We start from the raw sequence: 12,592 nt of genomic DNA, 5'->3' as shown, positions 1-12,592 counted from the left end.
GCGATTGGGGTACCCACAAGAAAAAATGCACATCGGAGTAATCGGAATGACCAGAAACACCCTGGCCCTAGCCATCGCGGCCAGCTCGCTCGGCCTCGTCGCGCACTCGGCGGTCGCGGGCGGCTTCATCGAGGACAGCAAGGCCAGCCTCACCCTTCGCAACTTCTACATCAACACCGACAACCGTAATGGCAACGGTCCCAAAATGCCCAGCAAGCAGGATGAGTGGGGCCAAGGCTTCATGCTCAACTACGCATCGGGCTTCACCCAAGGCACCGTCGGCTTCGGCGTCGACGCCCTCGGCCTGCTCGGCGTACGCCTGGACGGCGGCGGCAAGGCCGGCAAGCCCAACATCGATCGCCAGCCCGGCACCATCTTCCCGCTGGAAAGCGATGGCAGCGCTGTCGACGAATTCAGCAGCCTGGGCCTGACCGCCAAGGCGAAAATCTCCAAGACCGAGTTCCGCTACGGCACCCTGCAGCCGAAGCTGCCGGTGGTGGTCTACAACGACGCGCGCCTGCTGCCGATGACCTACGAAGGTGGCCAGGTCACCTCCACCGACATCGACAACCTGACCATCACCGGCGGCCAGTTGACTCATACCAAGGGCCGCAACTCGACCGACTGGCGCAGCATGTCCATCTCCGGTGCCAACGGCAGCGGCCCGACCTCCCGCGACAGCAACAAGTTCTACTTCGCCGGCGGCGACTACAAGGCCAGCAAGAACCTGACCCTGTCGTACTACTACGGCGAGCTGGACAACTTCTACAAGCAGAACTACCTCGGCCTGGTACACAACTGGGCGATCGGCCCAGGCACCCTGAAGTCGGACCTGCGCGTATTCATCAGCGACTCCGACGGCAAGAACGGCAGCGCCTCCGGCCGGGCCGACGGCTACGTCAGCAGCGGCTACTACGGCGGCAACAGCCTTAAAGGCGAAGTGGACAACAACGTCTACAGCGGCATGTTCACCTATGCTCTGGGTGCCCATAGCATCGGCGCCGGCTACCAGGTCCTGACCGGCGACAGCGACTTCCCCTACCTGAATCGCGGCGATGGCGAAGGCACCAGCACCTACCTGATCTCCGACGCCCAATTGCTCAAGTTCAATCGCGCCGGCGAGCGCACCTGGATCGGCCGTTACGCCTACGACTTCGCCGATCTCGGCCTGCCGGGCCTGACCTTCAGCGTGCTCTACCTGAACGCCGACAACATCGACACCAGGCAGGGCGACCAGGGCGAATGGGAACGCGACATCGCACTGGGCTACGTCGTCCCGGAAGGCACCTTCAAGGGCCTTGGCCTGGCCTGGAAGAACGCCACCATGCGCAGCGGCCTGCCCGCCGCCAGCACCCCCGGCACTCCCAACCAGCGTGACCAGGACGAGAACCGCCTGATCGTCAGCTACACCATCCCGCTGCTGTAAGGCGTGGTGTGAAAGAAGAAGGGCGGCCAGTGACCGCCCTTCTTGTTTCTGATCCATCCGCAAAGTTGGACGTCACGAGGCACTCTCAGGATGGGGGCGCGCGGCGATACCCATGCTGAGGGCATGCCAGATCGATGGGTATCGCTGCGCTCCACGCCATCCTACGAAAAGCAGGTGCAGCCTCAGGCCAGCAACGCTACCGACTTGATCTGAGCCCAGACCACCTGTCCGGCATGCAGGCCGAGCTGGTCGTGGGAATAGCGCGTGATCCGCGCCAGCAGAGGAGTACCGGCCACCGCCAGCTTCACCAGCAGGTGCGCGGGATTGTCCGTCGGGACGATCTCCACCACCGTCGCCGGCAATGCGTTGAGGATGCTGCTGTGGGCCGCCGGCTCCAGGCTCAGGCTCACATCCCGCGCCTGTACCTTGATCCGCAACGCTTTGCCCAGCGCCATCGGCGCATGAGCCACGCGAATGCGCTCCTCGCATCCGGGCAATGCCAGGGTCAGCAGACCATAGGCTTCGTCATAGCCGGCGACGCGGCCATCGATCGCCACGCCGGCGTCGTCCAGGTGCGAGATCGGCAGGTCGGTCCGCGCAAGAGTCTGCATCACCGGGCCGCTGGCGATGCTCCGGCCCTGGTCGAGCAGCACCAGATGATCCGCCAGCCGTGCGACTTCGTCCGGCGAGTGGCTGACATAGAGGATCGGAATGTCCAGTTCGTCGTGCAGGCGCTCCAGGTAGGGCAGAATTTCCGCCTTGCGCTTGAGGTCCAGCGCCGCCAGTGGTTCATCCATCAACAGCAGGCGTGGGCTGGTCAGCAAGGCCCTGGCCATGCCGACGCGCTGCCGCTCGCCGCCGGACAGATGCCCCGGCATGCGCTCCAGCAGGTGGCTGATGCCGAGCAGCTCGGTCGCCTGCGCCAGCTCCACGCGATGCTGGTCGCGCGGCACGCGGCGCATGCCGTAGGTGAGATTGCGCTTCACCGACAGGTGCTCGAACAGGTTGGCATCCTGGAACACATAGCCCAGCGCACGCTTGTGCGGCGGCAGGAACACGCCGCTGGCGCTGTCCTGCCAGACGTCCCCGTTCACCACCAGGCGGCCGAGCGGCGCCCGCTCCAGCCCCGCCACGCAGCGCAGGCAAGTGGTCTTGCCCGAACCGGAATGGCCGAACAGCGCGGTCACGCCTCGCCCCGGCAAGCGCAGGTCGACATCCAGGCTGAAGCCCGAATAGGCGATCTGGAAACGCGCCTCGATGGAACGCTCGGTCACGGCTTCGTTCATGCCCACCTCAGACCCACGCCGAACGGCTGCGACGGCTCGCGTAAAGCGCCAGCAGAACGAAGAAGGAGAACACCACCATGCCACCGGCCAGCCAGTGAGCCTGGGCGTACTCCATCGCCTCGACGTGATCGAATATCTGCACCGACACCACACGGGTCTTGCCCGGAATGTTGCCGCCAATCATCAGCACCACACCGAACTCGCCCACCGTATGCGCGAAGCCGAGGATGCTGGCAGTGAGGAAGCCTGGCCGGGCCAGCGGCAACACCACGCTGAAGAAGGTATCCATGGGACTGGCCCGCAACGTTGCGGCAGCCTCCAGCGGTTTGTCGCCGATCGACTCGAAAGCGTTCTGCAGCGGCTGCACCACGAAGGGCAGCGAATAGAACACCGAGCCAACCACCAGGCCGGCAAAGGTGAACGGCAGTCGACCCAGGCCAAGGCTCTCGGTCAGTTGCCCGATGAAACCGCTGGGGCCGAGAGTGATCAGGAGGTAGAAGCCGATCACCGTCGGCGGCAACACCAGCGGCAGCGCGACCACCGCGCCAAGCGGGCCCTTCAGCCACGAGCGCGTGCGCGCCAACCACCAGGCTATGGGCGTGCCGATCAGCAGGAGAATCAGGGTGCTCAGGGACGCCAGCTCGATGGTGAGCCAGATTGCCTGGAAATCCTCCTGCGTCAGGGGCATCGCCGGTTCCTTGCCGATGGATTCGCGAGAATCAGAGTTCGTAGCCGTAAGACTTGATCACCGCAGCGGCTTTCGGGCCCTTCAGGTATTCGACCAGCGCCTTGGCGGCTGCGCTGTCCTTGCCCTTGTTGAGGATCACGGCGTCCTGGCGGATAGGATCATGCAGGTCGCCCGGCACGATCCACGCGGAACCGCCGCTCACCTTGCCATCCTTGTAGATCTGCGACAACGCCACGAAGCCCAGCTCGGCGTTGCCGGTGGAGACGAACTGGAAAGCCTGGGTGATGTTCTGCCCCTCGACGATCTTGCCGGCGAGCTTGTCCTTCAGGCCCATCTTCTCGATCACCTGGGTAGCGGCCAGACCGTACGGTGCGGTTTTCGGGTTGGCGATGGACAGGTGCCTGAACTCACTCTTCTGCAGTACCGCGCCCTTGTCATCGATGTAGCCTTCCTTCGGCGACCACAGCGCCAGCGTGCCTACAGCGTAGGTGAAGCGCGAACCGGGGACGATCTCCTTCTCCTCCTCCAGCTTCTTCGGCGTGCTGTCATCAGCCGAGAGGAACACCTCGAACGGCGCGCCATTCTTGATCTGCGTATAGAACTGGCCCGTGGCGCCGTAAGCCGCGACCAGCTTGTGGCCGGTGTCTTTCTCGAAGTCCCTGGCGATCGCCTGGATCGGCGCGGTGAAGTTGGCGGCGACCGCGACCTGCACCTCGTCGGCCAGTGCCGAATGCAGGGCGAAGCAGGAAGCGAGCAGCAGGGACAGGCTTGCGCAGCGGTGTTTCATCGTGAGGCTCCAGTGGATTGTTGTTTTCAAGCGTCCACCCGGTCGATGAAGGAGCACCTGAACGCAATCGCTATAACAAAAATTACATAACGATACCGCTAGCTATGCAATACCCCGCAAGGGATATCTCAGGAAATCTCGTTGAACAGACGGCGAAGGAACGCATCGGTGAGTGCCATCAGACGGCGATAGCACCGAAGCATTCTGCATTTTTTGACTTCAAGGTCAAACCCTGCAGATGCGACACCGAAAAGTCACTCGCCCCGCGGAGCCTGCCGACGCGGCCACACCAACGTGAAGCACGCCCCGCCCAGGGACTCGCTGTGCGCGATCTGTGCGCGACCGCCGTGCCAATGAATGATCCTCCGCACGATCGACAACCCCAGCCCGTGCCCACCCGTAACCCGCGCACGGCTGTCGTCGGCGCGGAAGAACGGCTGGAACAGGCGCGGCCACTGCACTTCCGGTACACCGGGGCCATCGTCCTCGACATCCACCTGGCACTGCTCAACGCTGAGCCGGAAGCTCACCCGGACACGGCTTTCAGCGTAGCGCAAGGCATTGGTCAGCAGGTTCTGCAGGGCGCGATGCAGGTAGCGCGGCTCCGCCTCCACCCAACTGCCCTGATCGAACGGAACCAGCGGTCCCGGCTCGATACTGACGGTAATCTCCCGCCGCAGCGGCGCAATCTCCGACACCACCTGGGTTACCAGCGCTGCCAGCTCCAGGCGCTGATACGTCAGAGCCGGCGAGCCCTGCTCCAGGCGGGCGTAGGTGAGCATCTCGTCCACCAACTGGTCGAGATCCTGAATGTCGCCATCCATGCCCTCCATGTACTTGCGCCGCGCCACGTCGGTTTCGGCGGACTCAATCATCTCCAGGCCGAAACGTAGCCGCGCCACCGGCGTGCGCAACTCGTGGGACACCGCACGCACCAGCTCGCGCTGCACCGTCAGCAACAGGTGCAACTGTTCGGCCATGTGGTTGAACGCCCCCGCGAGCCGCCCCACCGAGTCCGCGCCACGGGCCTCCACGCGGGTATCCAGGCTGCCCCGGGCAATGCGCGTGGCCGCCGACTCCAGGCTGCGCAGGCGCTGCTCCAGGCCACTGATGAGCAGATAGAGCGTAAGACCGATCAGACTCAGCGCCACCACCACAATGATCGACAGCAGTTGCGGCGGATAAGGGTTCATCTGATAAATCGGCCCCAGTTCCAACACCCAGGGCGTATCGAGAATGCCGGCCAGCACGCGGATCGAATCGCCGTCCTTGCCCAGCGCCAGCACCGTGTCGCCCTCCTCCACGCGACGACTCTGATCGTCGTCGAGGTCGATTTCCTTCAGGCGCAGCAGGTGCACATCGAAACCGAAGCGCTTGTCGCGGACGATGCGTGCCAGGTGATAAGGCTGCTCGCTGGCCGGATAGCGCTTGAGCTCGTCCATCAGCAGATAGATGGTGGCACGGGCCAACTGCTCGCTGACCTGCTCCACCTCGCCGGTGAGGATCAGGCTCTCCGCCGCGCTAACCTGAGTCAGCACCTTCACCATGTGCGGCGCGCTCGCCTGCACCAGCACCTGATCATTCATAAGGCGCGCCCGGCTGCGCCCTTCCATGCCCAGCGCATCCAGGCTGGTCAGCCTCAGCGGAATGCCCAGCAGGCGGCTCCACTGAGTCAGCGCGCGCTTGCGGTCCACCTCACTCATCGGCAGCAACTCATCGGCCATCAGGCGGAACGTGCCGCGCGCCAGATCCTCCCGATAACGCTCGCCACGCACCTCGTTGACCAGATGCAGAGCCAGCACACCAAGCGCAGCGACCAACACCAGGGTCAGCAACATGCCGCCATAGATGCGCAGAAAGATGGATTTCATGGTTGAGGCAAAGCCACCGGAGCGAGCAAGCCGAAGTCATCCAGGCTGACGAACGCGCCGTCTTTCACCTCACACTCACGGCGCCGCCCCTCATGGACGAAACCATGCCTGAGCAGCAGGCGGCTGCTGGCGGTGTTCTCTGTCTCCACCTCGGCCTCGATGCGATGCACATTCATTTCGAAGAACGCATACCGCAGGATCAACGGCAGACACTCACTCATCACCCCCTGCCCCCAATACTCCGGCATCAGCCAGTACCCCAGTTCCAGGCGGCGATGTTCCCGCTGCCAGTTATTGAAGCCGCAGCCACCGATAACCTCAGCGGGCGCCTCGGGCCGGCATATCGCCCACCAGATGCCGCTGCCTTCTGCATGAATACGCTCGAACCACTCCATCTGCTCGCGGGTCGCTTCGAACGTCGCGTAGGAAACGCCGTAGTGGCGGATCACCTGCGGGTGCGACAGCGCGCGAAACACCGCCGGCTGGTCCGCATCGGAGAACGCACGCAGCAAAAAGCGCTCAGCGTGCAACTCGGGAAACCCCTGGCCAGCCATCGCTCAAAGCTCCCCGACGAACAGGTAGCCCTTGCTGCGCACCGTCTTGATCAGCCGCGGGTGCATCGGGTCGTCGCCGATCTTGGGGCGGATGCGCGAAATGCGCACGTCAATGGAGCGGTCCTGGCCGTCGTACTCGATGCCGCGCAGGGAATTGAAGATTTCCTCGCGAGACAGAATGCGCCCCGCGTTCGAAGCCAGCAGCCAGAGCAGATCGAACTCGGCGCTGGTCAGCTCGATGGTCTGCCCGTCCAGCCACGCCTCACGCATCGCGTTGTCGATCACCAGCGTGCCGAAGACCAGGCGTTTACCGCCCTGCGGCAGTGCCGACTCCACCGGCTCGCTGCGCCGCAACAGTGCACGAATGCGCGCCAGCAATACACGAGGACGCACCGGCTTGCACACGTAGTCGTCCGCGCCCATCTCCAGGCCCTGCACCTGATCCATATCGTCGGTGCGCGCGGTGAGCATCAGGATCGGGCCGTCATAATCCGGGCGCAGGCGCTTGCAGATCGACAGGCCGTCTTCGCCGGGCAACATCAGATCGAGCACCACCAGATCCGGACGCTCCGCCAGTACCCGCGCCACCGCCGCCGCGCCATTGGACTCGATGGCGACCTCCAGGCCATTGCTCTCCAGATAATCCTGGGTCAGCTCGGCCAGACGCTGATCGTCCTCGACGATGAGAATGCGCGCTTCTTGCTCCACCTTGCCTCCTACCACACCGGTCGCGGGCCAACCCGCCGGAACGGCCGGCATTGTAGCCAATGTGACGCCCGCGCAGCACTCGAGCCAGGTAAGAAGCCATTGCAGCGAAAGGTCAAGAGGCTGGCGGGCGAAAACACTACATATTGTGGTAGTGTTTGCATCACCTCGAAGCCCGCGCAGCGTAGGAAAATTCTTTCTCCAGCCGCGACGAACGGCGAAAGGTAGGCACGATGCGGCCTTGCGCGACTTCCCTCGATCCACCCACATTTCACGCACATTTTATCCACAGCTTTTCCCACGCCTCTCGCCTTGCAAACCCCCCAATAGCGCATTATCTTGTATCCCCGTTACGGCATACCCCTACATCTTGGGGTTGCCACTATGAACCGGACACAAGAAGAAAGTCGAAGTCGCGAGCCTGTTCCACGGCTCCTCCGGTTCAGCCACAACGTATTCCAGACGTACTGATGTGCCAGGCGGCCCTGACCGCAAGGAGCGATTCATGTCGATGGAAATGCGGTACGGGTGTTGCAACGATACGTTCAACACCACTAGGTATTGTGGTCCCGGCCCGTAAGGCCGGCACCCGACTTGGGCCAGGGAGGCGCTTCGGGTCTCTTTCCCCCTGTTCCAACGAATTTTTCAGCTTGCGGCTCGCCGCGGGCTTTCGCTCTTTTCGCTCTTTATTTCGGGATGGCACCCCTGGTGCCAGTAACACACCAATTACGAGAACGTGGAGACAACCACCCATGCAAATCGACACCACTCGCGAGAACCCGCAGGCCGCAGCGCCCGTGGCCGCTGAATCCGCCCAGGATCTGGCCGCCACCGCTCCGGGCCAGCTGCGCGTGATCAAGCGCAACGGCACCGTAGTTCCCTACACCGATGACAAGATCACCGTAGCCATCACCAAGGCGTTCCTCGCCGTGGAAGGCGGCACCGCTGCCGCCTCGTCGCGCATCCATGAAACCGTGCGCCGCCTGACCGAACAGGTCACCGCTACCTTCAAGCGCCGCATGCCTTCCGGTGGCACCATCCACATCGAAGAAATCCAGGACCAGGTCGAACTGTCCCTGATGCGTGCCGGCGAGCAGAAAGTCGCCCGCGACTACGTGATCTACCGCGAAGCCCGTGCCAACGAACGCAAGAATGCTGGCGCCGCCAGCGACATCGCCCAGCCGCACCCGAGCATCCGCATTACCAAGGCCGACGGCAGCACCCAGCCGCTGGACATGGGCCGCCTGCAGACCATCATCCGCGAAGCCTGCGAAGGCCTGGCCGAAGTCGATGGCGACCTGATCGAACGCGAAACCCTGAAAAACCTGTACGACGGCGTTGCCGAGAAGGACGTCAACACCGCCCTGGTGATGACCGCCCGTACCCTGGTCGAGCGCGAGCCGAACTACTCCTACGTCACCGCCCGCCTGCTGATGGACACCCTGCGCGCCGAAGCCCTGGGCTTCCTGGGCGTGGCCGAGAGCGCCACTCACCACGAGATGGCCGACCTCTACACCAAGGCCCTGGCCGCCTACGTCGAGAAAGGCGCCGAATTCGAGCTGATCGACAGCAAACTCAAGGAATTCGACCTGGCCAAGCTGGGCGCCGCGCTGAACCACGAGCGCGACCAGCAGTTCACCTACCTCGGCCTGCAGACCCTGTACGACCGCTACTTCATCCACAAGGACGGCATCCGCTTCGAACTGCCGCAGGTCTTCTTCATGCGCGTGGCCATGGGCCTGGCCATCGAAGAGAAGGACCGTGAAGCGCGCGCCATTGAGTTCTACAACCTGCTCTCCTCGTTCGACTACATGTCGTCGACCCCGACCCTGTTCAACGCCGGCACCCTGCGTCCGCAGCTCTCCAGTTGCTACCTGACCACCGTTCCGGACGACCTGTCGGGCATCTACAACGCCATCCACGACAACGCCATGCTGTCCAAGTTCGCAGGCGGCCTGGGCAACGACTGGACGCCGGTCCGTGCATTGGGCTCCTACATCAAGGGCACCAACGGCAAGTCCCAGGGCGTGGTTCCGTTCCTCAAAGTCGTGAACGACACCGCCGTCGCCGTAAACCAGGGCGGCAAGCGCAAAGGCGCCGTCTGCGCCTACCTGGAAACCTGGCACCTGGACATCGAGGAGTTCCTCGAACTGCGCAAGAACACCGGTGACGACCGTCGCCGTACCCACGACATGAACACCGCGAACTGGATTCCGGACCTGTTCATGAAGCGCGTCTTCGACGACGGCAAGTGGACCCTGTTCTCCCCGTCCGAAGTACCGGACCTGCACGATCTGACCGGCAAGGCCTTCGAAGAGCGCTACGAGTATTACGAGGCCCTGACCGAGTACAACAAGATCAAGGTGTTCAAGGTCGTCCAGGCCAAAGACCTGTGGCGCAAGATGCTCTCCATGCTCTTCGAGACCGGCCACCCGTGGCTGACCTTCAAGGACCCGTGCAACCTGCGCAGCCCGCAGCAGCACGTGGGCGTGGTCCACAGCTCCAACCTGTGCACCGAGATCACCCTGAACACCAACAAGGACGAGATCGCGGTCTGCAACCTGGGCTCGATCAACCTGGTCAACCACATCGTCGACGGCAAGCTGGACACCGCCAAGCTCGAGAAAACCGTCAAGACCGCAGTACGCATGCTCGATAACGTCATCGACATCAACTACTACTCGGTCCCGCAGGCGCGCAACTCCAACCTCAAGCACCGCCCGGTTGGCCTCGGCATCATGGGCTTCCAGGACGCGCTATACCTGCAGCACATCCCGTACGGCTCGGACGCTGCCATCGAGTTCGCCGACAAGTCCATGGAAGCGGTGAGCTACTTCGCCATCCAGGCCTCCTGTGACCTGGCCGACGAGCGTGGCGCCTACGAGACCTTCGAAGGCTCCCTGTGGTCCAAGGGCATCCTGCCGCTGGACTCCCAGCAGATCCTCATCGAAGCCCGTGGTCAGAAGTACATCGACGTCGACCTCACCGAATCCCTCGACTGGGCTCCGGTACGTGCTCGCGTACAGAAAGGCATCCGTAACTCGAACATCATGGCCATCGCGCCGACCGCGACCATCGCCAACATCACCGGCGTATCGCAGTCCATCGAGCCGACCTACCAGAACCTGTACGTGAAATCGAACCTCTCCGGCGAATTCACCGTGATCAACCCCTACCTGGTACGCGACCTCAAGGCACGCGGCCTGTGGGACCCGGTCATGGTCAACGACCTGAAGTACTACGACGGCTCCGTACAGCAGATCGAGCGCATTCCGCAGGACCTCAAAGATCTCTACGCCACCGCGTTCGAAGTCGAGACCAAGTGGATCGTCGATGCCGCCAGCCGCCGCCAGAAGTGGATCGACCAGGCCCAGTCCCTGAACCTCTACATCGCCGGCGCCTCGGGCAAGAAGCTGGACGTCACCTACCGCATGGCCTGGTACCGTGGCCTGAAAACCACCTACTACCTCCGTGCCCTGGCCGCCACCAGCACCGAGAAGTCCACCATCAACACCGGCAAGCTCAACGCCGTGTCCGCTGGTGGCAACGATGGCCTGCAGGCCGCTGTGGCTGCCGAGCCTAAGCCGGCTCCGGTTCCGCAGGCCTGCTCCATCGACAACCCCGACTGCGAAGCCTGCCAGTAAGAGGTAAGCGGCCCTCGGAACGGTCTGCGCATCGTTGCCCGGCAGGTCGGCCCCCACCACGTACAGTCGTACGCCCAGGGGCTCCGACCTACCAGGCACCTAGCGCGGCCTCGCTCCGAGGTACCGCCAGAACTCCGCAGCGTTAAAGCCCCTCTGGGGCGCGTAGCCAGGGCTAGGGAGAGGGGCGCTTTCAGGCCCCTGCCCTCGCAGAACAACAGCCTCCTCCGTCGTGAACGGAAGACGCACAAGCTCTTAGCGTGCACACCACGCCATCAGACATCAGGCCGCCACAGAGCAGCCACCGAACCAGGAGAGGAAGCCCATGCTGAGCTGGGACGAATTCGACAAAGAAGACGCCACCGAAGCCAAGGCCGCCCCGGCCGTTGCCCAGGCCGCCGCGCAGAACGCTGACAAACTCGACGCCGACGCCGCAGGCTCCGTCGAAGAAGCGCGCGCCGTATCCGCCAACGACTCCGACGCCGTCGCTCGCGCCAAGCAGGCCCTCGACGCCCTGGACATCCAGGAAGGCCTGGACGATCTCGAAGGCTCCGCCGCCCGCGTACAAGTCGGCGACAAGCAGATGATCAACGCCCGCGCCGACCTCAACCAGCTCGTACCCTTCAAGTACGACTGGGCCTGGCAGAAGTATCTGGATGGTTGCGCCAACCACTGGATGCCCCAGGAAGTGAACATGAACGCCGACATTGCCCTGTGGAAGAGCAAGGACGGCCTCAGCGAAGACGAGCGCCGCATCGTCATGCGCAACCTCGGCTTCTTCTCCACCGCCGACTCCCTGGTCGCCAACAACCTGGTGCTGGCCGTCTACCGCCTCATCACCAACCCCGAGTGCCGCCAGTACATCCTGCGCCAGGCCTTCGAAGAAGCCATCCACACCCACGCCTACCAGTACTGCATCGAATCGCTGGGCATGGACGAGGGCGAAATCTTCAACATGTACCACGAGATTCCTTCGGTCGCGAAGAAAGCGTCCTGGGGCCTCAAGTACACCCGCTCGATCTCCGACCCGCAGTTCCAGACCGGCACCCCGGAGACCGACCGCCAGTTCTTGCGTAACCTGATCGCCTACTACTGCGTACTGGAAGGCATCTTCTTCTACTGCGGCTTCACCCAGATCCTCTCCATGGGCCGCCGCAACAAGATGACCGGCACCGCCGAGCAGTTCCAGTACATCCTGCGCGACGAATCCATGCACCTGAACTTCGGCATCGACGTGATCAACCAGATCAAGATCGAAAACCCGCACCTGTGGGATGCCCAGATGAAGGACGAGGCCACCCAGATGATCCTCCAGGGCACCCAACTGGAGATCGAATACGCTCGCGACACCATGCCGCGTGGCGTGCTGGGCATGAACGCCGCGATGATGGAGGACTACCTCAAGTTCATCGCCAACCGCCGCCTGACCCAGATCGGCCTCAAAGAGGAATACCCGGGCACCAGCAACCCGTTCCCGTGGATGAGCGAAATCATGGACCTCAAGAAGGAAAAGAACTTCTTCGAGACCCGCGTAATCGAGTACCAGACCGGCGGCGCGCTGAGCTGGGACTGACGGAAGTAGTAGCACCACCGCAAGTCAAGACCATTAGAAACGCTGTAGACCGAAATGGATT

General features: G+C 63.1%; 9 protein-coding genes. 3 read left to right on the top strand and 6 right to left on the bottom strand.

The window, feature by feature from the left end; translation table 11 throughout:
• Window positions 1-46 precede the first annotated feature (46 nt).
• Window positions 47-1,426 carry an OprD family porin gene (locus OU419_RS10415; RefSeq protein ID WP_254472088.1) on the top strand — a complete coding sequence of 460 codons (1,380 nt, stop codon included), beginning with the start codon at window positions 47-49 and terminating at the stop codon, window positions 1,424-1,426.
• Between the two features lie 182 nt (window positions 1,427-1,608).
• On the opposite strand, the gene modC is transcribed toward OU419_RS10415, so the two are convergent.
• The 6 genes from modC to OU419_RS10385 all read right to left on the bottom strand — a co-directional run bounded on the left by modC (window position 1,609) and on the right by OU419_RS10385 (window position 7,320).
• Window positions 1,609-2,712, bottom strand: coding sequence for a molybdenum ABC transporter ATP-binding protein (modC, locus tag OU419_RS10410; RefSeq protein ID WP_254472087.1), 1,104 nt, complete (start codon window positions 2,710-2,712; stop codon window positions 1,609-1,611).
• A 7-nt stretch (window positions 2,713-2,719) separates the two neighbouring features.
• Window positions 2,720-3,400: a molybdate ABC transporter permease subunit gene (gene modB / locus OU419_RS10405; RefSeq protein ID WP_254472086.1), complete on the bottom strand. Its 681-nt coding sequence runs from the start codon at window positions 3,398-3,400 to the stop codon at window positions 2,720-2,722.
• 31 nt (window positions 3,401-3,431) lie between these two features.
• Window positions 3,432-4,187, bottom strand: a complete 756-nt coding sequence (gene modA, locus OU419_RS10400) for a molybdate ABC transporter substrate-binding protein (RefSeq protein ID WP_254472085.1) — start codon at window positions 4,185-4,187, stop codon at window positions 3,432-3,434.
• A 254-nt stretch (window positions 4,188-4,441) separates the two neighbouring features.
• Window positions 4,442-6,058 (bottom strand): ATP-binding protein, encoded by a 1,617-nt coding sequence (locus OU419_RS10395; RefSeq protein ID WP_254472084.1) that lies wholly within the window; start codon window positions 6,056-6,058, stop codon window positions 4,442-4,444.
• Window positions 6,055-6,612, bottom strand: coding sequence for a GNAT family N-acetyltransferase (locus tag OU419_RS10390; protein WP_254472083.1), 558 nt, complete (start codon window positions 6,610-6,612; stop codon window positions 6,055-6,057). The genes OU419_RS10395 and OU419_RS10390 overlap by 4 nt, the downstream gene beginning before the upstream one ends.
• Before the next feature lie 3 nt (window positions 6,613-6,615).
• A complete protein-coding gene (locus OU419_RS10385) occupies window positions 6,616-7,320 on the bottom strand; it encodes a response regulator (protein WP_254472082.1) in 705 nt (234 codons plus the stop codon).
• A gap of 749 nt (window positions 7,321-8,069) precedes the next feature.
• On the opposite strand from OU419_RS10385, the gene OU419_RS10380 reads away from it, so the two are divergent.
• Window positions 8,070-10,961, top strand: coding sequence for a ribonucleoside-diphosphate reductase subunit alpha (locus OU419_RS10380; RefSeq protein WP_254472081.1), 2,892 nt, complete (start codon window positions 8,070-8,072; stop codon window positions 10,959-10,961).
• A 322-nt stretch (window positions 10,962-11,283) separates the two neighbouring features.
• Window positions 11,284-12,531, top strand: coding sequence for a ribonucleotide-diphosphate reductase subunit beta (locus tag OU419_RS10375; protein ID WP_024763120.1), 1,248 nt, complete (start codon window positions 11,284-11,286; stop codon window positions 12,529-12,531).
• Window positions 12,532-12,592: the final 61 nt, after the last annotated feature.

Origin of the sequence: Pseudomonas triclosanedens, assembly GCF_026686735.1 — a bacterium.
GTDB lineage: Bacteria > Pseudomonadota > Gammaproteobacteria > Pseudomonadales > Pseudomonadaceae > Pseudomonas > Pseudomonas triclosanedens.
Note: the sequence above shows the minus strand (reverse complement) of the source record. Positions and strands in the feature narration are given on the sequence as shown.

What these genes read in the sequence shown, in the direction of transcription:
- OU419_RS10415 (WP_254472088.1), top strand. Translation starts at nt 47, where the DNA reads ATGACCAGAAACACCCTGGCCCTAGCCATCGCGGCCAGCTCGCTCGGC.
- modC (WP_254472087.1), bottom strand. Translation starts at nt 2,712, where the DNA reads ATGAACGAAGCCGTGACCGAGCGTTCCATCGAGGCGCGTTTCCAGATC.
- modB (WP_254472086.1), bottom strand. Translation starts at nt 3,400, where the DNA reads ATGCCCCTGACGCAGGAGGATTTCCAGGCAATCTGGCTCACCATCGAG.
- modA (WP_254472085.1), bottom strand. Translation starts at nt 4,187, where the DNA reads ATGAAACACCGCTGCGCAAGCCTGTCCCTGCTGCTCGCTTCCTGCTTC.
- OU419_RS10395 (WP_254472084.1), bottom strand. Translation starts at nt 6,058, where the DNA reads ATGAAATCCATCTTTCTGCGCATCTATGGCGGCATGTTGCTGACCCTG.
- OU419_RS10390 (WP_254472083.1), bottom strand. Translation starts at nt 6,612, where the DNA reads ATGGCTGGCCAGGGGTTTCCCGAGTTGCACGCTGAGCGCTTTTTGCTG.
- OU419_RS10380 (WP_254472081.1), top strand. Translation starts at nt 8,070, where the DNA reads ATGCAAATCGACACCACTCGCGAGAACCCGCAGGCCGCAGCGCCCGTG.
- OU419_RS10375 (WP_024763120.1), top strand. Translation starts at nt 11,284, where the DNA reads ATGCTGAGCTGGGACGAATTCGACAAAGAAGACGCCACCGAAGCCAAG.